The sequence below is a fragment of the Acetobacterium sp. UBA5834 genome (assembly GCF_002435675.1).
Lineage (GTDB): Bacteria > Bacillota > Clostridia > Eubacteriales > Eubacteriaceae > Acetobacterium > Acetobacterium wieringae.
Genome location: NZ_DJGY01000060.1, coordinates 31,053 through 54,749, shown reverse-complemented (window position 1 = coordinate 54,749; position 23,697 = coordinate 31,053). Strand labels below are relative to the sequence as shown.

16 protein-coding genes are annotated in these 23,697 nt (G+C 42.9%); 15 read left to right on the top strand and 1 reads right to left on the bottom strand.

Annotation, left to right across the window (positions count from 1 at the left end; genetic code table 11):
- Positions 1–650 precede the first annotated feature (650 nt).
- From B3F51_RS11805 to B3F51_RS11770, 8 genes are all read left to right on the top strand, one after another.
- Positions 651–1,154 carry a GNAT family N-acetyltransferase gene (locus tag B3F51_RS11805; RefSeq protein WP_070372353.1) on the top strand — a complete coding sequence of 168 codons (504 nt, stop codon included), beginning with the start codon at positions 651–653 and terminating at the stop codon, positions 1,152–1,154.
- A gap of 758 nt (positions 1,155–1,912) precedes the next feature.
- Entirely contained in the window at positions 1,913–3,280 is a 1,368-nt protein-coding gene (locus B3F51_RS11800) for an MFS transporter (protein ID WP_148636303.1), read from the top strand.
- An 86-nt stretch (positions 3,281–3,366) separates the two neighbouring features.
- A complete protein-coding gene (locus tag B3F51_RS11795; RefSeq protein WP_070372351.1) occupies positions 3,367–3,996 on the top strand; it encodes a corrinoid protein in 630 nt (209 codons plus the stop codon).
- A gap of 14 nt (positions 3,997–4,010) precedes the next feature.
- Positions 4,011–4,991 (top strand): uroporphyrinogen decarboxylase family protein, encoded by a 981-nt coding sequence (locus tag B3F51_RS11790; protein WP_228883046.1) that lies wholly within the window; start codon positions 4,011–4,013, stop codon positions 4,989–4,991.
- Between the two features lie 136 nt (positions 4,992–5,127).
- A complete protein-coding gene (locus B3F51_RS11785; protein ID WP_228883048.1) occupies positions 5,128–6,522 on the top strand; it encodes an SLC13 family permease in 1,395 nt (464 codons plus the stop codon).
- A gap of 558 nt (positions 6,523–7,080) precedes the next feature.
- Positions 7,081–8,751, top strand: coding sequence for a formate--tetrahydrofolate ligase (locus tag B3F51_RS11780; RefSeq protein WP_070372348.1), 1,671 nt, complete (start codon positions 7,081–7,083; stop codon positions 8,749–8,751).
- A 315-nt stretch (positions 8,752–9,066) separates the two neighbouring features.
- A complete protein-coding gene (locus tag B3F51_RS11775; protein ID WP_286947263.1) occupies positions 9,067–11,205 on the top strand; it encodes a clostripain-related cysteine peptidase in 2,139 nt (712 codons plus the stop codon).
- 260 nt (positions 11,206–11,465) lie between these two features.
- Positions 11,466–11,933 carry a flavodoxin family protein gene (locus tag B3F51_RS11770; RefSeq protein ID WP_148636305.1) on the top strand — a complete coding sequence of 156 codons (468 nt, stop codon included), beginning with the start codon at positions 11,466–11,468 and terminating at the stop codon, positions 11,931–11,933.
- Between the two features lie 114 nt (positions 11,934–12,047).
- Here B3F51_RS11770 and B3F51_RS11765 read toward each other — a convergent pair whose 3' ends face one another.
- On the bottom strand, positions 12,048–13,670 hold the full coding sequence (locus B3F51_RS11765; RefSeq protein WP_286947261.1) for an NAD(P)/FAD-dependent oxidoreductase: 1,623 nt from the start codon (positions 13,668–13,670) through the stop codon (positions 12,048–12,050).
- 254 nt (positions 13,671–13,924) lie between these two features.
- On the opposite strand from B3F51_RS11765, the gene B3F51_RS11760 reads away from it, so the two are divergent.
- From B3F51_RS11760 to B3F51_RS11730, 7 genes are all read left to right on the top strand, one after another.
- Entirely contained in the window at positions 13,925–14,521 is a 597-nt protein-coding gene (locus tag B3F51_RS11760) for a TetR/AcrR family transcriptional regulator (protein ID WP_070372344.1), read from the top strand.
- A gap of 12 nt (positions 14,522–14,533) precedes the next feature.
- On the top strand, positions 14,534–16,612 hold the full coding sequence (locus B3F51_RS11755; protein WP_286805199.1) for a chemotaxis protein CheA: 2,079 nt from the start codon (positions 14,534–14,536) through the stop codon (positions 16,610–16,612).
- Positions 16,613–16,639: 27 nt separating this feature from the next.
- Positions 16,640–17,152 carry a chemotaxis protein CheW gene (locus B3F51_RS11750; RefSeq protein WP_070372342.1) on the top strand — a complete coding sequence of 171 codons (513 nt, stop codon included), beginning with the start codon at positions 16,640–16,642 and terminating at the stop codon, positions 17,150–17,152.
- 41 nt (positions 17,153–17,193) lie between these two features.
- On the top strand, positions 17,194–18,873 hold the full coding sequence (locus tag B3F51_RS11745; protein WP_286947257.1) for a methyl-accepting chemotaxis protein: 1,680 nt from the start codon (positions 17,194–17,196) through the stop codon (positions 18,871–18,873).
- A gap of 165 nt (positions 18,874–19,038) precedes the next feature.
- Entirely contained in the window at positions 19,039–20,079 is a 1,041-nt protein-coding gene (locus B3F51_RS11740) for a protein-glutamate methylesterase/protein-glutamine glutaminase (RefSeq protein ID WP_228883063.1), read from the top strand.
- Between the two features lie 9 nt (positions 20,080–20,088).
- Positions 20,089–20,559: a chemotaxis protein CheD gene (locus tag B3F51_RS11735; RefSeq protein ID WP_286947256.1), complete on the top strand. Its 471-nt coding sequence runs from the start codon at positions 20,089–20,091 to the stop codon at positions 20,557–20,559.
- A gap of 56 nt (positions 20,560–20,615) precedes the next feature.
- Positions 20,616–23,672, top strand: coding sequence for a PAS domain-containing hybrid sensor histidine kinase/response regulator (locus B3F51_RS11730; RefSeq protein WP_250933052.1), 3,057 nt, complete (start codon positions 20,616–20,618; stop codon positions 23,670–23,672).
- Positions 23,673–23,697 lie beyond the last annotated feature (25 nt).

The window sequence follows — 23,697 nt, the reverse complement described above, 5'->3', positions numbered from 1 at the left end:
GATTGTCAGAGTAACAATCAAAACGATGAATCTTAAAAAATACTTAATTTTCTCTTTGCTAGAGTTCAAAATAATAAAAAAATTAGGGCAAAAAAAATTGAAAAGTAAAATTATTATGGTGGAACAAAGCCTCAAGACAGTGATTTTTTTCATTTAAATGCATTTAATCGCAACGTTATTATCGGTTTTTTAGGGAGAAATATTTTTCATAGTATTAGCAGTGATATGGTGTCAATTTGATAGATATAGCAGTAGATTAACTATCAAGATCATTTAAATAGCTGATTTGTTTATGTGGAATTGATAAAGAAATAAAAAGTTGTTCAATAGCTATCAGACAATGGATAAAAAGTATGTTATCCATAAATTGAATTTGATGTATCTGTATTAAAGTTACCCGAATAAAATCTATCGAAAAACAACATCTTGATTAAAAATGATTTGTTAATTAACGAACAATATAGTTTCAGCACTACCTCTTGTTTGAGAAATATCAAACAAGTAAAGGTAATAAATGGTTGCAAAAAGAAAAAATATTGACATAAAATTCCAAAGATGTTAAGCTGATGAAAATTAAAAAGTAAACGAGTACAAATTAGTTTTTTAGAAAAAACTAGAAATCAATGGCGATGATCAAAGGAGGTCAAAAAATGGAATTTGGACTAAGAGAATGGAAGCTAAGTGATGCTGAAAATATTGTGCCTCTGGCCAATAATGAAAAGATAGCAGGAAATTTACGAAACACCTTTCCCTATCCATACACTCTGGATGATGCCCATCTGTTTATTACTAAAAGTATTCATCAGAATAAAAGAAGGCATCTAAACAAGGCGATCACAATCGATGATGCGCCGATTGGAGCGATCAGTCTGCTGATGCAGGAAGATGTCAGTTGCAAAAGTGGCGAGTTGGGTTTTTGGCTTGGCGAACCCTATTGGGGACAGGGAATCATGACTGGTTCCATTAAGCAGATCTGTGAAAAAGCTTTTGATGAGTCGGATTTGGTCAGAATTTACGCTCGGCCCTTTGCTGATAACCAGAAGGCGCGCAGAACCATTGAAAAAGCTGGTTTTCATTTGGAAGGTGTTTTTCAGAAAAGTATTTATAAGAATGGTAAACTTCAGGACTCCTGTATGTATGCTTTGACAAGATAAAACGGTGCGGGCTATAGTAATTTCATAGAATTATTGATTAAACATATTTAAAATAAATGATATCTTCAAAAAATTATAGAGCTTGAAAAAAGAACTTCGTACGAAGTTCTTTTTTTGATGGTGAAGCTGCTCAGTCAAAAAAGGAAAATATATCAGGTTAAGTTTTTTGTGGCGGGGAATACATTATATAAGCAAACGAATGTTAATGCAGGAACGTGCTTTGGAATTTCTTCTGAAATTTGAAAGGTATTAAACGGTATTTTGTAAATTCAAATTAAAAAATAATAATGTGATGATGGACATAATGTCAAAAATAACAGTAAAAACAGACAAGTTGCCAAAAAAAAACGAATAATCATATAAAAAATCAATGAAGAAAACGAGTACAAAGTTTAAAAAATAGATTAACTGAAATATTTTACTAAAAAAAACATTGACAGCTTCATTGAATACGAGTACAATGATGTTGTAAATGAATTAGTAATTACAATTTTATTTACGGTTTGTAAAAATGTCATGATATCTTTAGTACCGCTTCTTCGAAACTCTATTTTAATGAAGAAAGGCATTATGAAAAGGATTGCACTATTTCAGGATGATCGTTATGGTGCAAAATAATTTCTGGTTGCGGAACGACTGGATAGAAGTGTTGCTGTTTGCTTGTTGTTATAGGGAGATTGGCTGATCAGACAAATAGTGTCGACAGTTATTTTAGTAGAAATTGTTATTAAAGTTGAAACTAAAAAGGAGAAAGAATTATGAACAAACCATTAAAAAAGTCGGCTATTAATCTTTACGGTTTGCCGTCATTTGGATTTCAGACTATGGTCAACATCGAAGTTATGTTTTTCGCAGCCTTTCTTACCGATTTTGCGAAAATACCATTGGCTCTGGTAAGTACCATCTTATTGGCCACCAGTATTGTTGATATTGTGGCCGTACCAACATCAGGGGTTATCCTGGAAAAAAGTAATATGAAATGGGGGAAATACCGTTCCTGGTTATTGGTCGGACCACCCATTGCGGCGCTCTTTTACATTTTGCAGTTTTCGCAGATTGGCGGAACCTCGGAAATTAATGCTATTATCATCTTTTTAGGATTCGCCATCAGCCATCTGGTTTGGAATACCTTCTATGCTGCCCATATTTCTATGAATAATGCGCTGACCACGGTTCGGGAAGAGCGTATCTCGATGGCCAGCAACCGGGGGATGTTCAATGCAGCGGGTGCTCTGGTATTTTCCTACTTTGGTGTGCAAGCCATCACAGCCATTGGTACTGGTGTTGGCAATCCGGTTTTAGGTTACACTTACATGGCAGCCATCACTGGTTTGATTATGATTGCCTGTAATATTATCTACTATGTGATCACCAAAGATTATGCTCAAAATGGGAGTGAAGCTCAGGCTGGAAAACCGGCTGAAAAGATGTCGGTTGGCGAAATGCTCAAACAAATTGTTGTCAACCCACCATTGATGGGGCTGATGCTGGTGGAACTGGGACGATACCTGGGACGTTTCGTTATTTTTGGAATGGCCTTCTACTACTTTAAATATGTCATTAACGATTTGCCTGGACTGGCATTGTTCATGACCGGATTAACCATTGTCAACTTCTTTGCAGCCATGATTGCATCACCGATTGCTAAACGACTTGGCGAAAAAAACACCTATATGATCGCCCTGTCGCTTTTGATTATCGGTTTGCTAATTGTCTGGTTTATGCCGCTTGAAGCAACTGCTTTTAAAATCATCATGTTTGCTGCCTATATTGGTTATGGTTTGCCAGATTCTCTGGGTGTGGCAATGTACTCTGCAACCGTTGATTATGGCGACTGGAAAACCGGCAAAAATGCCCGTGGTTTTATCATGTCACTGATCAGTATGCCAATCAAAGTATCTATTTTTGTCCGATCGGTTATCATTTCAGCGGTGCTGGCTTCAGTTGGTTATGTTGCTGATATGGCCGTGACTCCAGAACTGATTCAGGGAATTAAAAATGGTTTCGCCCTTTATCCGGCAATCATTATGATTATTGGAATGGTGATGATGTTTGGGCTTTATACGTTAACACCAAAACGAATGGAAGAAATCAATAAAGAATTAGCAGAACGTAAATTGGCTTAAGTATAAAAAACAAAGTTCAATGAAACCGGAGCGATTCACACATTGCTCCGGTTTAGAATATACAATTTAATTTAAGGAGATAAATCATGTCAAAAATAGCAGAAGTCAAAGCAAAAGTCGAAGCTGGAAAATCGAAACTGGTTCCCGGACTGGTACAGGAAGCACTGGATGAAGGCAGCACCCCAAGTGAGATTCTCCAGGCCATGGTTGATTCCATGGGCGTCGTTGGGGATAAATTCTCATCCGGCGAAATCTTTGTCCCGGAAATGCTAATTGCTGCTAAAGCCATGTCAAAAGGCGTGGAAGTATTAAAACCACTGATGGCTGGTGATGGTTCCGCCTCGCTGGGTACCTGCATCATCGGTACGGTTGCCGGTGACCTTCACGATATCGGTAAAAATCTGGTTTCGATGATGATCGAAAGTGCTGGTTTTGATATGGTTGATCTGGGCGTTGATGTCCCTGCTGATACCTTTGTTCAAGCAGTTAAAGACAATGCCAATGTCAAACTGGTGGCCTGTTCCGGTTTGTTAACCACCACCATGCCAGCCTTAAAAGAAGCAGTACAGACCATTAAAGCTGCTTATCCGGAGATGAAAGTGATTGTTGGCGGTGCTCCGGTCACGCCGGAATATGCCGTTGAAGTTGGTGCTGACGGATATGCTCCTGATGCCGGTAGTGCTGCGGTAAAAGCCAAAGAACTGGCAACAGCATAGGAGAGGAGAGAAAAATGTTAACAAAAAGACAAAATTTAGTTGAAGTAATGAAGGGTGGAAATCCGGATCGCTTTGTCAAACAATATGAACCCTTTGCCCTGATGATGAAAACCCCGATCAGTCGTTTAAAACCACCGGTCGGTGGTACGATAGTTAATGAATGGGGCGTTACCTTGAGCTGGCCGGAAGGCCAATTGGGCTCATTTCCGGTTCATGATGAGGAGCACATCGTTGTTAAGGATATCACCAAATGGCGGGATTATGTTAAAGCGCCGAAGCTTGATTATCCCGAAGAAGCTTGGGCGACGGCGATTGCTGAGGCTAATGCGGTTGATCGGAATGATCAGTATGTCACTGTTTTTGTGGCGCCCGGTCTGTTTGAACATATCCATTACCTGATGAGTATGGAAGAGGCCTTAATGGCTTACTACGAAGAACCAGAAGAAATGCATGCGTTGATTGATTTCCTGGTTGATTTTGAACTGCGACTGGCTAAAGAATTTATCGATCATCTTCATCCTGATGCGGTATTCCATCATGATGACTGGGGCAGCCAGATCAATTCTTTTATTTCACCAGCGATGTTTAAAGAATTCTTTGAACCGGCCTACAAAAAAATCTATGGCTATTATAAAGAGAATGGCGTTGAACTGATTGTTCACCACAGTGACAGCTATGCCGCAAACCTGGTGCCATCGATGATCGAAATGGGTATCGATATCTGGCAGGGTGTAATGAACACCAATAACATTCCTGAACTGATTAAAGAATACGGCGACAAAATTACCTTTATGGGTGGTATTCACAGTGGTTTGGTTGATTTCCCTGATTGGACCCCAGAAATTGTAGCAGAATATGTGAAAAAAACCTGTGAAGAAAATGGCAAACTGTATTTTATTCCCTCTCAGACCTCAGGACTACCGATTGATTCGTTCCCAGGGGTTTATGAAACCATCAATCAAGAAATTGACAAAATGTCAAAGGAAATGTTCTAAAATACGATAAATCATGATGAGATCTGTATTGATTTCAGGTAAAATCAAGATTTAGTTCTAAAGACAGGAAGTCTGTTCGTAACTGAATTGGCTTCCTGTTTGTATTATTGTGTGATTGAAAAACTTGAGGTGTGTTATGAACAAAAAGCAGTTGTTCGGAATGATCATGGGTATTGGGGTGCTGGTTGCCAGTTTTCTGTTGCCAATTCCTGCGGGTTTGACAGATATAGGTCTTGTTACCATTGGACTTTTAATTTTCTTTTTGATTATGCTGATTACCGAAGCCCTGCCAGTAGGGGTGATTTGCTTTCTCTGCCTGGCTTTGTTGCCAGTTTTGGGAATTACTAAAAATTTGGCTACGGGTTTGGTCGGATTCAGTAATACAATGTTGTTTTTTGTACTGGCATCATTTGGTTTGGCAGAAGCAGTGATATCCACGCCAATTGTTCAGCGGGTGCTGCATCTTCTGCTGGAAAAGTTTGGCAAGAACGTAAAGACATGCATTCTGGCAATAATGGTTACCGGGGGATTGGTTTCATCGATTGTCACGGATGTTCCTACTGTGGTCGTTTTTATGGGCATTGGGGCAAGCTTTTTAAAACTGTATAAAAATGAGGCGGATCGTCAGAAAACAGCTCGGCCCCTGATGATTGGTATTCCTGTTGCAATAATGCTGGGTGGTGTCATGACTCCGGCTGGTAGTGGGATCAATATACTAACAATTGGTCTGCTGCAAAATTTGGCAGGTGTTCAAATCACTTTTATTCAATGGATGGTTTGTGCTATTCCCATTGTAGTATTAATGCTACCTCTATCCTGGTTTGTGTTGATGAAAATCTATCCGCCAGCGGAAATTGATCAGGAAGAAATCCAAAACTATCTGGCAACCATCGAAGTTAAAGAAAAAATTTCTAAAACTGAATGGAAGGTTATTACCATCGCGTCAGGGATGTTGTTTTTCTGGATTCTCAGTTCGTTCGTTCCAGGAATTGAGGTTACTGTTGTCGCATTGCTGGGTTGCTCCTTATTCTTTTTGCCGGGCATTGAGATTCTAACTTGGGATCGCTATATCAAAGCGGTAAGCTGGACATCGTTTATTCTGATTGGGACGGTTTTATGTATAGCCAATACGATTGTGGTCAATGGAGTCAGTGAGTGGTTTGTAACCCATGTTCTGCCGACCAGCCTGTCCATTTCAACAATGGAAGGGGTATTCTTTGTGGCAGCAATGAGTTTTATCATCATGCTGGTTGTTCCGGTAGCGCCAGCACTGATTGGCGTATTGACTCCGGTAATCGTTAGCCTGGCAGCAACCACGGGCATCCATCCGGCCTTGTTAATCATCACATTGGGACTTTGTGCTGGAAATTGCTATCTGTTTCCGATTGATACAATTCCATTAATTACCTACACAGCTGGTTATTACAAGATGACCGATATGCCTAAAGCGACGGTTTGGTTGCAATTGGCTTTTATTGCGCTTTGTGCTTTATGGATACCGATTGGAGGAACGATTGTTGGTTTGGCATAGAAAACTGTATTCGTCAGGATCAGATTAAAAAAAGAAGAAAAAAATTTCCAGGTAAAAAAGCGAAAAATTTCATTGAATGCAAAAAAAAATCAGTTAGCTTAACGGGTATATTATAATTAAGCAATGTACTGGTTAAAAAAGTGACAACAAAAGAATAAAAAAATAATATATTTTACGAATTTGATTTCGAATGCCCTGAACAATTAAGTTGTTCAGGGCATTCTTTTATACGTTTACAAGTGGGATGGAAAAATAATAGTAAATAAGCAAAAAGGTAAAAATTTGCAGTGTATATTCGGATGTGTGGTGGTCGATCGTTACAAAAATAACAAAAATATTCAACTAAAAATACTTGTTTGAGAAATAACAAACAAGTAAAGATAATAAATTGCCTCAACATAGAAAAATATTGACATCTAGAATAAAAGATGGTAATCTATGGAAAATCTGTATATACATGTGCACAGGATGTTTGCAAAAAATAATTCTGGCGTGTGGGTCAGATTTAAAAAAGAGACTCTGAGAATAACAAAATTATTTTAAAAGGAGAAAGACAAGATGAAAACAGATGTACAGATCGCACAGGAAGCTAAATTGCAACCGATTGCACAGGTGGCTGAAAAATTGGGGATCACCGGAGATGACTTGGAACTTTATGGTAATCACAAAGCCAAGGTATCCTTGTCAGTGTTGAAAGACAATCAGGACAAACCAGATGGTAAACTGATTCTGGTCACCGCCATTAACCCCACCCCGGCTGGTGAAGGAAAAACCACCACCAACGTCGGTCTTTCCATGGCCCTGAATTATATTGGTAAAAAAACCATCACCACTTTGAGAGAACCTTCGCTGGGACCATGCTTTGGGGTCAAAGGTGGCGCTGCTGGCGGCGGCTATGCCCAGGTTGTACCGATGGATGATATCAACCTCCATTTCACCGGCGACTTCCATGCGATTACCGCAGCCCATAGTTTATTGGCGGCGCTACTGGACAATCATCTTCATCAGGGAAATCTGTTAAATATCGATCTCGACCGGATTGTCTGGCGTCGAGTTGTAGATATGAATGATCGGGCGTTGCGAATGATCACTGTTGGTCAAGGTAGCCGTGCCAATGGGGTGGAACGGGAAACTGGTTATGACATTACCGTTGCGTCAGAAATAATGGCAATTCTCTGTCTGGCCTCCAGTCTTACCGATCTTAAAGAGCGGCTGGGTCGGATGATTGTGGCTTACAACATCGAAGGCAAAGCTGTGACTGCTGATGACCTGGAAGCTACCGGGGCGATGGCTTTGTTACTCAAAGACGCCATCAAACCGAATCTGGTTCAGACTCTGGAAAACACCCCGGCTTTCATTCATGGTGGTCCCTTTGCCAATATTGCCCATGGCTGCAACTCGGTGCTGGCTACCCGAACAGCCTTGAAATTGGCCGATTATGTAGTAACCGAAGCCGGATTTGGTGCTGACCTGGGGGCCGAAAAATTCTTTGACATAAAATGCCGTTATGCTGATTTAAAACCCAATGCCGTAGTGATCGTTGCTACTGTCCGGGCACTTAAAATGAATGGTGGCGTGGTCAAGACAGAGCTTTCAACCGAAAACGTGGCAGCGGTGGAATCTGGCAGCGCTAACCTGATTCAACATCTGGAAAATTTGCAAAAGTTTAAAGTGCCGGTTGTGGTTGCCTTGAATAAATTCCCGACGGATACCGAAGCTGAATTTGAGGCAGTTAAAAAAGCATGTGAAAATAAAAATGTCAAGGTAATCCTCTCGGATGTATTTTCTCAGGGTGGCAAAGGCGGCGAAGAACTGGCCCATGAAGTGGTTAAGCTTTGTGATCAGGGTGAGTCTCAATATCAACCACTTTACTCACTGGAACTGCCAATTGAGCAGAAAATTGAAACCATTGCCAAAGAAATCTACCGGGCTGATGGGGTAGAATTCGAGCCGGAAGCAAAAAAACAATTGGATGAAATTGTTGCTTTGGGATTTGACCACCTGCCAGTTTGTATGGCTAAAACCCAATATTCTTTCTCTGATGATCAAACCCTGTTGGGCGCTCCCCAGGATTTCAATATCCATGTAAAAGAAGTGCGTCTGTCAGCAGGAGCTGGATTTGTGGTGGTGATCACCGGTGCCATTATGACGATGCCGGGTTTGCCCAAGGTACCCGCTGCCAATGGCATGGATATTACCGAAGATGGGGAAATCATCGGTTTATCCTGATCATTTTGAAATTCCGGATTCCGTTCATTAAATGTCTTTCTGATTGGAGCGGGTGACCGTTTGTTCCCTAAACCATTTAAAACACAGACCACTTCAATGTGCGTCTGTGTTTTTTTATAAAGTTATCGTGAAAAAGTGATTTTAGGTGCGAAATTTCTTTGCGATTCAATCCGGGAAGCGTATAATATGAGTCAGTATTATGTAAAAATCCATTGTGGTTAAAGCCTTTGCAGCAATGATTGTCGGCTGTGGGTTTAACCGTTGATGGTTAAGACATGAAATTACCAGTAAAATCATTTAACCTGGAGGTTGAACATGAAAAAAAGATTGATGGCATTTCTGATCGTTTTTGCCATGGTGCTGTCATTAACAGCTTGCTCAGATGATGGCGGAAGCGTTGGTACCCACAAAAACAGTGGCCTGGATACATCACTGAACCGAAGTACGGATATGCAGGTCAGTTCCAGTGGGGATCTGACAATTCAACGGTTGACCCGAAGTGAGACAAAAAAAATGGGTGCGAGCGGAACCTGGACTATTTTTGTTTATATGTGTGGTTCAGATTTGGAAAGCGAAAGTGGTCTGGCTACGATGGATCTCCAGGAAATGATAGATGCTACCCAGTCGGATCAGATAAAATTTGTGGTTCAGACCGGCGGGGCCAATGCCTGGGATAATGATCTGGTGGATGATTCATTGACCCAGCGATTTGTAATTGAAAACCAGAATATGGAGCAGATACAAGAGGAGGATGGTGCCAATATGGGTAGCGCCCAAACTCTGGCAGAATTTCTGAACTGGGGGGTATCGGCTTATCCGGCTGAAAAAATGGGGCTGATTTTTTGGAATCACGGGGGCGGCAGCATCACTGGGGTGTGCTTTGATGAGCAGAATGAAAGCGACAGTCTTTCCCTGCTGGAAGTGGAAAACGCACTGACTTCGGTTTATTCGAATATGACGGATAGCTTTGAATTCATCGGCTTTGATGCCTGTTTAATGGGAACGGTGGAAACGGGCAATATGCTGGCACCTCATGCCCGCTATATGGTGGCATCAGAAGAACTGGAACCCGGCTATGGTTGGGATTATACTGCCATGGGCAGTTTTATCAGCAGCAATCCGGCTGCCAGTGGTGCTGAGCTGGGCAAGGTGATCGTGGATTCGTTTTATGCAGCATGTGTTGCCATTGACAGTCAGAATGAGGCGACCCTGTCTTGTATTGACCTGTCCAAAATCGATGAACTGGTGTATGCCTTTAATGATGTGGCAAAAGAAATGTATAACGCCACCACGAATACCGATGTTCTTTCCAAAATGATCAAAGGGATCACGACAGCCCAAAACTATGGTGGTAACAACAAGTCTGAAGGCTATACCAATATGGTTGACCTGGGTTCGGTATTAAAAAACCTTACCGGAAATGTCGCAGGTGCTGATCAGGCGTTGGCGGCCCTTCAGGACTGCGTGGTTTACATGAAAAACGGCAGTGATAAGGCTGATTCTCACGGCTTGGCGATTTATTATCCGCTGGCGATTCAGGGTTCTGAGGAATTGTCAATTTTTAAAGATATCTGTGTCAGTCCCTATTATATGTCCTTTGTTGATAAAATGGCCTATGGTAGTAACACCAATGGTGATTTCGGAGGGTATAGCGATACCGACTGGTTTGGGGAAAACTCGCTCTACTGGAGCAGTGGCTATAATGAAGCAGCCGGATCTGAGTATTGGTCTGACCTGGATCAGACGGACACCGAGGCTTATAATTTTAGTGAAGACGAAAGTGCGGTTTCCTTTTCATCACAGCCCGCCATTAATGCCAATGGCATGTACGGCTTTACCATTTCAGCCGATACCCTGGATTATGTAGATGCTGTATATTGTGATGTGTTTATGGATGCCGGAGATGGGGAGACCTTGATCGAACTGGGTCTGGATGACAACATCACCGCCGATTGGAATACCGGTAAGTTTGAAGATAATTTCAACGGTTACTGGGTTTCACTGCCGGATGGACAACCCTTGGCCACCTATATTGTTGAGCAGGGTGATACCTACAATATCTATACTTCGCCGGTGATGTTAAATGGGGTGGAAACCAACTTACGAATAAAAATTGACTTTGCCAGCGATGGCAATTATACCATCACAATTATCGGAGCCTGGGATGGCATCGATGCGGTCACGGGTCAGTCGGCGAAAGAAATTACCAAGCTAAAAAAAGGTGATCTGATCACGCCGGTGTATTATTCTTATAGTATGAAAACCGATGAAGAGGGTGTTTACGAAGGCGAGGCATATACGTTTAACAATGATCCGGTGATCTATGAAGAACCATTGGCCGTGGGCGACTACTATTATTCTTTCCAGATTGATGACATTTTTGGCAGCTCGCTCTATACTGATTTTGAAATTTTTACGGTGGATGCCAATGGCGAGATCTATTTTAATCAATGAAAATAATCGATGACGAAGTTGTGTAATTAATCAAAGCAGTCTGAGAAAAGCATCTGGTCTCAGGCTGCTTTTTTAGAGCAGTTAACGAAAAAGTTGCCATAATTTAGAAAAATTTGTGGTAAAATTTACGAAAAGACTTGAAAAAAATGATAAAATGAGGTACCTTAGTGTCAACAAGAGAATTATAAATGACCAAAAATGCATGAGCTTTGTTTGTATTCTAAACATAACCACATTTTAAAGAAAATGGAGAGCGTGAAATGAAGATTGGTATTATTGTCTTTTCTAAAACAAACAACACCTTTTCAGTCGCCGACGAGTTGAAATCGGCTCTGGTAAAAAAAGGTCTGGATGCTGAAATTCAGCGAATCGTTCCGGAAAATGATGATCCTGGCGTTAAACCACCCATTGTATTTACCAGCAAACCGGATGTAACCCCTTACGACGTGGTAATCTTTGCCAGTCCGGTTTGGGCCTTTTCATTGGCAGGGGTGATGAAAGAATACTTGGAACAGGTTTCATCCCTGGAGGGGAAAAGAGTATTCAGTTTTGTGACGAAACAGCTGGCATCCAAATTTACTGGCGGAACCAAGGCAAATCGGCAGATTAAGTCAGTGGTGGAATTAAAAGGTGGCAGGGTGGAAAAATCATTTATTGTCAGCTGGAAGAATAAAAAACGCGATGAAGAGATTGCCAACTTAATCGCTGAAATTTGCAAAGCAGTTTAAGCACAACCCGGATTCGATCTGAAAATACGAAAGTAACTTGTCGCAAAAGAGCTCCTGAAGAAAATCTTCAGGAGCTCTTTTGCGGTGTTATTAGAAAAGCGAAAGGTGGTTAAACTATTTTTTAGGGGTAAGTTGGGCATAGACCTGAATAATTTGTTCAGCAGTTTTAACGCCATCCACCGCTGAAGACATGATTCCACCAGCGTAACCGGCACCTTCACCCATCGGGTAGAGTCCGGAGATGTTAGACAGATGGTTTTCGTTGCGGTTGATTCGAACCGGTGAAGAGCTTCGGGTTTCAACTCCAGTCATAATGCTGTCGGCCATGGCAAAGCCAGTGATCTTTTTGTCAAAGTGAATTAGTGCCTCTTTTAAGGTGGCTACCACATAATCCGGCAGACAGTCTTTTAACTGAGTCAATTTGAGACCCGGGGTATAAGTTGGTTTAACTTGACCCCATTGGCTACTGGGTCGATCGGCCAGAAAATCGCCCACCAGTTGAGCTGGGGCGTGATAGTTCTGGCCGCCCAGCGCAAAAGCCCGACCCTCCCAGTGGCGTTGAAAGGCAACCCCAGCCAGGGGGTGGTCATCACCGAAATCTTCAGGCTGTACCCCGACCAGGAGGGCAGCATTGGCATTTTGACCATCACGTCGATGTTCGCTCATGCCATTGGTGACGACGCTGTTGGGTTCTGATGCAGCGGCCACCACATACCCCCCGGGACACATGCAAAAGGTGTAGGCCGATCGTCCGTTAGGGGAATGATAGGAAAGCTTGTAGTCGGCTGCTCCTAGGCCAGCAGATCCGGCAGCAGCTCCGTATTGAGCAGTGTCGATTAGCCTTTGGGGGTGTTCAATCCGCACTCCGATGGAAAAGGCTTTGGGAGTCATCGTGATACCCCGCTTATAAAGCGTTTCAAAGGTATCCCGGGCGCTATGTCCGATTCCCAGCAACGCTACCTGGCAGTCGAGTTGATTGTGATCATTGATAATCAATCCGGTCAGACGACCGTTTTCGATCAGGAAGTCGGTGACCTGGGAGCGGAACCGGACTTCGCCGCCATTATCGATAATTGTCTGACGCAGGGTTTTCACCGTTTCTCGCAGCAGATCGGTGCCGATATGGGGTTTACTGAGATAAAGGATTTCTTCAGGAGCACCAGCGGCAATAAACGCTTCAAGGATGCTGCGACAACGGGGATCGTTAATCAGGGTAGTCAGTTTGCCATCAGAAAAGGTTCCGGCCCCGCCTTCACCGAACTGAACATTACTCTCTGGATCAAGCGCACCTGTTTGCCAGAAGGTGTCAATTTTGATGCTTCGGTGATCGACATCGTCACCCCGTTCAAGAATAATGGGGGCGTAACCGGAGCGGGACAGAATCAGACCGGCAAAAAGACCGGCAGGACCCATGCCGATAATGACCGGTCGGTGGTTTAGTAAAACATTTCCCGGTGAGACTGGTTGATAGGATAAATCGGGACTGGGAATAATACCGGATTTACTACCCTTTTTTAGAACAGCCACCTCATTTTTTAGGCGGGCATCAACTGTATAGATATACACGATAGCACTTTTCTTGCGGGCATCAATGGATTTTTTAAATATTTTAAAAGTGATTAAATCTTTGGGATTAATTTTTAGTTTAGACAGAATAGCGCCTCTTAAGGCCTCTTTTTCGGCCCCATTGTTTTTAGCTTGCTGAATCTCGAGTTTGAGATTGGGAATTCGAATCATCCGATCCTCCTGTTGTGTAATAGATAAAAAATATTATAACATGGCTTTTGTCAAAGTCAAAAACATAAAAAGTGGCTAAGTGGTGATCAATCGAAAACGAGATTGTCAACGGTGAAGGGAGATAGGGATGGGTGAAAGAATTCGATTAAAATTCACAAAAGAGCCTTAAGAACTTCACAGAAGAAGTTGACAATTAAGAGGAAAAGGGTATAATTCAAATAGGAGTAAGTAATCACTCCGTTAGGAGGAACGCCATGCAAAAATCACTGATTAAAAGGCGTGAAAGTATTATCGTTTCAACGATTCAAACGCTAAATGAGGTGGGGCTTCAGAATTTGTCGACAAAAATGATAGCTAATCAGGAAGGTGTCTCGGAAGGAACGCTGTTTCGGCATTTTAAGACCAAAACCGATATTATGCTGGCGGTAGTGGATCATTTTTCTCAGTATGATGATGCCATCATTGAAACCTGTGTTAAAAAAAACTTCTCGCCACTGGAAGCGATTCGCTATTTCTATAATGCCTATGCCGAATATTATCAGAACTATCCGGAAATTACGGTGGTGATTCAAGCTTATGATAGCCTGATGTGCGATGAGGAGTTGGCGGAAAAGGTTAGTGCAATCATTTATAAACGGGCAGATTTTATCATCAAAACAATTCAAGCGGCCAAAGATCAGAATCTCATTGGCGCACATATGGATCCAGTTCTACTGGAAAATATTCTCACCGGCGGCAGCAAGGAAATTTGTCTGAAATGGCGAATGGAAAGGTATTGTTTTTCAATTAAAGAAAAAACTGCCGAAATGGTCGACACAATTATAAGCGGCTTTATCGAAAACAAAATCTAAGGAGGGAACCGATTGGCAGAGCAATATATCAATGACCCAATGCAGGAAGTTTTTATTTTTGAAACCTCCCAGCAATTGGAACAAATGGAACAGTCGGTGATAAAAACCGAGGCCCTGGGCAGTTACCCCAGTGATACCATTAATGAAATATTCCGGATTATGCATACGATAAAAAGCTCGGCGGCGATGATGCTGATTAACAATATGTCTGTGCTGGCGCATACCACCGAAGATATGTTTTACTTTATTCGGGAAGAAAAGCCTCAGTATATCGATGTTTCAACCCTGTCAGACTTGGTCTTTGAAGGTATTGACTTTATGAAACAGGAGTTGGAAAAAATAAAAAATGGGGCTGAAGCTGATGGAAATCCGGAAATTTTGATAGAGAAGATTAAAGCACATCTGGTCTTGCTTAAAGAAAATAACAACCTGACGGATTCTAAAGTCGTCAATAACGAACCGGTAAAGGAAAAATATTATATCAGCTCCAATAAAGCGGCAAAAATCAGTGTCCCGAAAACCTATCAGGTGATGCTTTGGTTTGTCGAAAATTGTGGGATGGAAAATATCAGGGCTTTCACAGTGGTTCATAATTTAAAAGAAATCACAGAAAACTTTAAGTGCATCCCGGAGGACGTCATCAACGATCCGGATTGTGTCGAGATCATTAAGCGGGATGGTTTTGTCTTGGAGATTAAAACTCCGGAATCCCGAGATAAACTGGAGGCTTTTTTTCATACCATGGCCTTCATTGAGGAAATTGAGATCACCGAACTCAATGAATTTCAGGAAATCCGGGAAGAGATAAGTAATCTGGTCTCGGATGAAGCAATTATCGTTCCCCAGCTAAAAAAAATGGCGGCGGAACAGCCCCCGACTAAAGAAACCCCAATTTCCAATGGTGGCTATGGTCAAAGTATGATTTCGGTAAGTGTGGAAAAACTGGATAAACTGATGAATCTGGTGGGTGAGATGGTTATTTCTGAAGCCATGGTCACCCAAAATCCGGATCTCAAGGGATTGGTTCTCGACAATTTTAATAAATCCGCCCGACAGTTAAGGAAGATCACGAACGAACTCCAGGATATGGTTATGTCCATCCGAATGGTACCACTGGGACCTACTTTTTTTAAGATGAATCGGATTGTTCGGGATATCAGCAAAAAGCTGGGCAAAGATATTACCCTAAATATTATGGGTGAAGAAACCGAGGTGGATAAGAATATCATTGAACAGATCGGCGATCCGCTGATGCATATAGTTAGAAATTCTGCCGATCATGGGATTGAAGTGGCAGAGACCCGCATCAGCCAGGGTAAACCCCGGGCTGGCACCATCACTTTGGAAGCAAAAAACGCTGGCGGTGAGGTGCTGATCATTATCCGGGATGACGGGAAGGGCTTAAGTCGGGAAGGGATTCTTAAAAAAGCGTTTGAAAATGGTTTAGTTGGCGAGGAAGCTGCTACGATGACTGACACCGAAGTTTTCAATCTGATTTTTTTGCCGGGATTTTCCACCAAGGAAGCGGTAACCGAGTTTTCCGGTCGGGGAGTCGGTATGGATGTGGTGGCTAAAAACATTGAATCAGTTGGTGGCACTATTCTGGTGGAAAGTGTGGAAGGTCGGGGAACGACCATCACGTTAAAAATTCCGCTGACCCTGGCTATCATTGAAGGAATGAACATCCGGGTGGGGGAAACCTGTTACACGTTGCCGATTATGGCGATAAAAGAATCCTTTATCCCCAAGTCCCAGGCGGTTTTTCGGGATACCGATGATAATGAGATGATTATGATCCGGGGTCAGTGTTATCCGATTTTACGGCTCAAAGACCGCTATAAGGTAAAAAAAGGGGCAACTCAAATTGATGAGGGCATTTTAATTATGCTGGAGGGGGAAAACAAGACCACCTGTCTTTTTGTGGATGAATTATTGGGTGAACAGCAGGTGGTAGTAAAAACGCTGCCAAAGTATATTCAACGGATGAAAAAAATTGAGGGGCTGGCCGGTTGCACGCTACTGGGGGACGGCAACATCAGTCTGATTTTGGATGTCAATGGCCTGGTCGATCAAAAACGGCTTAACAATTAACAGCTGCAGCACAAAGGAGGCGAAACGATGGCGGAAGTGTATGATGAATTTGATGATCTTGAAATGGCAGAGGATGATGAAACCGAAGAAGGGAAGTATTTAACCTTTAACTTGGATACTGAGGCCTATGGACTTGAAATTACTTATGTTACGGAAATAATCGGAATTCAAAAAATAACCGAGGTGCCGGAACTGCCTGAATACGTAAAAGGAATTATGAGTCTCCGGGGGCAGATCATTCCGGTAGTGGATGTCCGACTCCGGTTTGGCAAACCGGCTCGTAGCTACGATGAGCGTACCTGCGTGATTGTGGTTGAGATTGCAGATATTACGGTCGGATTGATTGTCGATGGAGTGACTGAAGTGGTGGCGATTCCAGCCGAGGAAATTGTTCCCCATCCCGATCTGGATGAAAGCGACAGCCGACAATTTGTAAAAGGGATTGGTAAGGTAGGAACCTCAGTTAAGCTGATTCTTGACTGCCACAAACTGCTGACTGATGATGAAGGGGAAAACCCCGATCGGGAAATCGGATATTAATTTAAATGAATACAAAAAAACGTTGATGGAGGATATACGAAATGGAATTATTTAGAAATTTGAAAATAAAACAAAAGCTGGTTACCTGTTTTATCCTATTGGCAGCAGTTACTGGGATTGTCGGGATATTTGGTATCTATACCATGAATAACATTAATATCCAGTCCGAAAGCATGTATTATAACAACCTGGTGCCGTCTCAGAAATTATCCAGTATTCACGCTGAACTGGAACATATTTGGGCAAACCAGTTACTGGCCGTTTATGAACGAAATCCAGCCACTCTTCAGACTCGCTTGGATACCATTGACGCAGCGGTGGAAAGCGATAATGCGTTACTGAAAGAGTATGAAGCCACCATTTCGGATGAAGAAAACAGAACCCTGTACACGAGTTTAACCGAAAGTCTGGCGGCCTACCGAGAATTACGTGATAACAATCTGGAGCTTGTCAAAGCACAAAAATATGATGAGGCCCAGATTGGACTTGACAAGGTTAGTCAAGCAGAACAGACGGTAAGTGCTGAATTAGAAGCGCTCATCACCTATAATACCACCCAGGCTGAGGCAGTTTTGGCCCAGAATACCGCTGAATTCAGAACCCAAAGTACCATAATGATCATTTTTATCGTCGTTGGTATTGGCTTGGCGGTGGGACTCGGGTTGCTGGTGGCCAATATGATCAGCACCCCCTTACGCCGAATGGTTGATGCTGCTGAAGAAATAGCAGGTGGCAATTTGGACGTGGATGTCAAAATCGACAGCCGGGATGAGGTTGGAGAGTTAGGGTCAGCCTTTGTGAAAATGACCGATCACATTAATGAAATCATGACGAATATTGATTCTGCTGCCGAACAGGTAGCAGCTGGCTCCAAACAGATTGCCGATTCCAGCATGGGTCTGTCCCAGGGAGCCACCGAACAGGCCAGCTCCATCGAAGAGCTCACCGCCTCTATTGAAGAAATCTCAGCGCAGACCCGGCTAAATGCTGACAGTGCTGGCGAAGCCAATGCACTGGCGGAATTGACGCGAACCAATGCGGTGGAGGGTAATAATGAAATGAAACGGATGCTTAAATCCATGGAAGAAATTAATGAATCCTCAACCAATATTTCTAAAATTATTAAGGTTATTGATGAGATTGCCTTTCAGACAAATATTCTGGCCCTAAACGCTGCGGTGGAAGCTGCCCGGGCTCGCCAGCATGGTAAAGGTTTTGCAGTAGTTGCCGAAGAAGTCAGAAATCTGGCGGCCCGATCAGCTGATGCAGCCAAAGAAACGACGCGAATGATTGAAGGCTCGATAAAAAAGGTGGACGACGGCACAAAAATTGCAACAACCACCGCCGCTGCTCTCAATCAGATTGTTGATGATGTGGCCAAAGTTTCCGGAATTGTCGAGAACATTGCCATCGCCTCCAACGAACAGGCCATCGGTATTTCGCAGATCAATCAGGGTATTATGCAGGTATCGGAAGTCGTTCAAATGAATTCGGCCACCTCTGAAGAAAGTGCGGCGGCCAGCGAAGAATTATCCAGCCAGGCCGAACTGCTAAGAGAACAGGCCGCCCGCTTTACTTTAAAAAAATCCCGCCGTTTTGGTTACCGGGGTGCTGAAGAATCACTGTCAGAAAATCACAGTACCCGCAGAGAAACAGTCAACAACCCGGTGTCAAAACCGACCCGGATCGCCTTAACAGATAATGAATTTGGCAAGTATTAAATTAACAGCCTGAAAATGGGTATACATAAACAATATCTTCGGGTGAGTTGTCTTTAAAGGATGGTCCCCAAATAAAAATGATCAATTTGACGAGAAATGTGTGCCCATCAGCGAGCGTGTTGGTGGGTGTGCCTTTTCTCGCACCAGGTAGAAAGGATGAGAATAATGCAGCGGAAAAATAAGATCAGAGTTCTCATCGTTGATGACAGCAAGTCTTTCCGGGAAATGGTGGTCAGAAACCTGTCTGCTGATCCTCAGATTCAAGTCATTGCCACCGCTGGTGATGCCTTTGAGGCTCGGGATAAAATTCTCAAATATGATTTGGACGTTTTGGTTTGTGATGTGGAAATGCCAAGAATGAGTGGCATTGAATTTATTAAGCGCCTATTGCCCCAATATCCCTTGCCGGTAGTGATGATCAGCGATGTTCAGGTTAGTATTGAAGCCAGAAAAGTCGGAGCCTGGGATTGTGTGGAAAAACCCACTCCCAGATCAATGAAAACTGTCGAGAACTTTATGATGGAACTGATTCAAAAGATCTGCTTGGCTGCTGGAGCCAGAAACATCGCACCGAAAAGAAATTCTGCCTCTGATCTGACCACTGAGACTCTGGCAGCATTAGACCAGAGCCAGTCATATGAGCGGCTCATTGCTATTGGTGCGTCTACCGGCGGCACTGAAGCAATTTTTGAAATTCTTAAAAAGTTACCGGGGGATTGCCCGGGAATTTTGATTGTTCAGCACATTCCCCCGGTGTTTTCAAAAATGTTTGCCGAACGACTGGATAGTCAGACGCCACTGCGTTGCAAAGAAGCCCAAACCGGAGATTATCTGCAGCCCGGAAGGGTCTATGTTGCCCCCGGTGATCAGCACATGCGGATAAAACGGATCGGTAAAAAATACCGGGTTGAAGTTTTTGCCGGGGAAAAAGTAAATGGGCATTGTCCCTCGGTGGATATGCTTTTTGATTCAGTGGCGCAAGAAGCAGGCAATCGGGCAATTGGGGTGCTGTTGACCGGAATGGGAAATGACGGGGCAAAGGGATTGCTGGATATCCGCTGTCGTGGTGGCTTCACCATCGGTCAGGATGAAGCATCCTCGGTGGTTTATGGGATGAATAAGGTAGCCTATAATATCGGTGCTGTAGCGGTTCAGTCAGCTCTGGAAAATATCCACCACTGCATTCTCACAGCGTTAAAGGAATAAGGTGAAGTGATGACAAAAATAATCGGAATCGGCGAAATGGCCATTTCCAATAACTGTAGTGACACAATTAAAACATTTGCGCTGGGTTCATGTCTGGGGATTACTGCGTATTCGCCGATTCGCAAAGTCGGGGGAATTATCCACATTGCGCTGCCCCAACCAGCCCGGATGGAGGATGCCATTGATCGCCATTGTTATTATGCCAGCACCGGATTACCATATTTTATTTCGCAGTTTTCCAGTCAATATGGGTGTCTGAAAAAAGAATTGGTGATCCGCATTTTTGGTGGAGCAGAATCCCTGCGCCAGAATGATACCTTCAACGTGGGGCAACATAATCTGGAAATAACCAAAGCGATTCTAAAAGAAATGAATCTGGGGATTCAATATGCCGAAACCGGGGCTCGGGTCAGCCGTACCATCGAGCTGGAGGTGGCCAGCGGCGACATCAACATCTGGCACCAGAATATGATTATTTAAGAATCAGATCAATACGGTGGTGACCATGATCGGAATACGTACAAAGGGAGAGCTACATGTCAAAGGAGAAGCGCCTAAATACTGAAAGTGATTTTATTCAGGAGTTTAATGCCATATCGGTGGGGGTGGTGGTCATCGATGAAAATGGCCGGGTCAGTCGAGTCAATGAGCCATTGCTGAACTACTTCAATCGGAACAGCGAAGATTTTATTGGCAAACAGTTTGGGGATGCGGTTCAATGCCGGAGCAGTCGCTTAAATAAATTGGGCTGCGGTTTTGATCCGTCCTGTGAGTTCTGCGAATTGAGAAATGCTTTTTCAAAGGTGCTGGAATCAGAAGATGTTCCGATAAAAATAGAATTTAAGAAAAGTATTTTTGTGGATGATGAAGAAAATGATTACTGGTTCCGGGTCAGTATCGCCCCGTTGCTCCGTGGCCAAAAGCGACATGCAGTGGTAACTTTTGTCGATATTACCGAGCGTAAAAATCGGGAGCTGTTCCTGGAGCAGTCCCGGGATTATTATTACCGGATGTTTGAAAACTTCCCGACGCTAATCTGGAAGACTGATCTGGAGGGCAATGTAGTTTACTTTAACCGCAGTTGGTCATTGTTTACTGGTAAGGACAATGAAGCCTACTTGGGAATCAAGTGGTTGGATCTGATTCATCCCGAGGATCGTAAATTCTATATGGAATTGAAAAAGAAAGCCTTTCGTAGCCAAAAATCCTTTAGCATTCAGTATCGGATTCGTCATGCTACGGGCAATTACCGCTGGATTGAAGGGATTTATAGCCCCTCCTTTGAGGTCGATGGCAGCTATGGCGGCTATATCGGCATTGGTATTGATATTACCGATCGTAAAAACCTGGAGGAAGGACTGATCCGCTATAAAATGCTGGCGGAAAAGGTTCGGGACACTATTCTTTTTGTGGAAACCAACGGTAAAATAATTGATGCCAATAACGCAGCAGTGGAGCTTTACGGATATAAACGGCGGGAATTGCTTGAACTTTCGGTTTTTGATTTAATTGAAGGGGGTCGGTCGGTAGCCATTGAAGAGATGAAAAATGGCGAAAAAGACGGCGTTTTCTTCGAAACCATCCATAAGCGTCAGGACGGTAGGCATTTTCCGGTGGAGGTCAGCGCTAAAACCACCAAAATTAATGAAAAACGGGTGATTATTTGCATTATCCGGGATATTTCGGAGCGAAAAAATTCAGAAAATGCCCTGATTGATAGCGAAGAAAAGTTCCGTCAGGTTTTTCACAATTCCTCAGATGCTATCTTTGTTCAGGAAATAAACGAGGATGGTGCTAACGGTCGGTTGATTGAGGTTAACCAGACTGCTGGTGATATGTTTCAGTACACATATGAGGAATTTTTCGAGTTGGATGATCCGATTTTCAAAATCATTCAAGCACCAGGTGATACTGAGCGGAACTTGAATGAGTTGAATGAAAAAGATTATATTACCCTGCAGACAAAGGCCAGACGCAAAGATGGGTCGATCCTGCCGGTTGAGGTGATCTGCAGTCACTGTTATTTAAATGAAAAAAAAATGGCAATTAATATTGTCCGGGATATTACCGAACGATTAGCGGTGGAGGAAGCCTTAAAATTGGCCAAAGAAGAAGCAGAAACAGCGAATCAGGCCAAAAGTGAATTCTTGGCTAATATGAGTCATGAAATCAGAACTCCGCTAAACGGGATTGTTGGCATGGTTAATCTGATGCGTTTGTCAAACCTCAATCAGGAACAGCAGGAAAACATCAAAATTATCAAAACCTGTGTCAACGCCCTGCTTAATGTAATTAATGATATTCTCGATTTTTCAAAAATGGAAGCGGGAAAACTGGAAATCAAGAAGCAAAATTGTGATATCAAAGCGCTGGTGGAACATACCATTAAAGCCCAGGCTCCGGTAGCAGCAGCCAAGGGACTTGAGCTGAACTACGCTTTTTCTGCTGTTGTGCCCCAGTATGTTATGGCGGATTTCCATCGGATTCAGCAGGTTCTTAACAACCTGATCAGTAACGCCATCAAATTTACCGATATCGGTGAGGTGTGGGTTAAGGTAAAAAACCTGTCGGTCGGGAAACAGCCAATTCAACTGCTTTTTGTGGTCGAAGATACGGGCATCGGGATTGCTGAAGAAAATCGGCAGCAAATTTTTGAAAGCTTTAGTCAGGTGGACGGCTCATTCACTCGCCGCTTTGGCGGCACCGGGTTAGGTCTTGCCATTACCAGACAATTAGTGGAATTGATGGGCGGAAAAATATGGGTGGAAAGTACCGAGGGCCAGGGTAGCCGTTTCTATTTTCAACTCAATTTTGAACCGGGTTTGGCAGAAAGTAGTATGCAGGAGAAACAACCGGATTATTTTAAAATCAGTGAGCAATATAAAATTCTCTTAACTGAAGATGACAAGGTCAATCAACTGGTTATTTCCCGAATGCTCAATGAGTGTGGTTATGGGGTGGATGTTGCAGAAAATGGCTATGAAGCGGTAGAAATGGTTCATAAAAATAGTTACGATATTATTTTGATGGATATTCAAATGCCGGAAATGGATGGGATCGAAGCGACCAGAAGGATTCGGGAATTCAATCAGGAGATACCGGTTTTGGCAATTACAGCCTATGCACTCCATGGTGATCGGGAAAAATTCTTGTCTCAGGGGATGGATGGTTATATTTCTAAACCGATAAAAGTGGAAAAACTGATCGAAGAGATAGAGACCTGTATCAATCGCAAAGAGGTCATTCGCCATTCTGGAGATTTTAAAATGCATATCGATGCGAATGGGGAAATTATTATCGAGGAAAAAAATCCAACGGATGGTGCAAATGAAAGGGTGCATGATGCGGAAAAAGAAGGGCGGTTGACTGAATTAATCAGCGAAATAAACAATCTGGTGGCAGCTGGAAAACTGGAAGATTTAGAAAAATTGGCAAACCAGATCAAGAAACTTTCAATTTCTTTGGATATTGAAGATTTAAAAGTGGTTGCTTTTAAAATTGAATTGGATATCCGGCGGGGAAATTTTGAAGCTGCCGCTAAACGGGTTAATCAGATTAATCATATTTACTCAGTATATAAAAAAACAGTATAATTATTAAAACGATATTGGCCAGAAA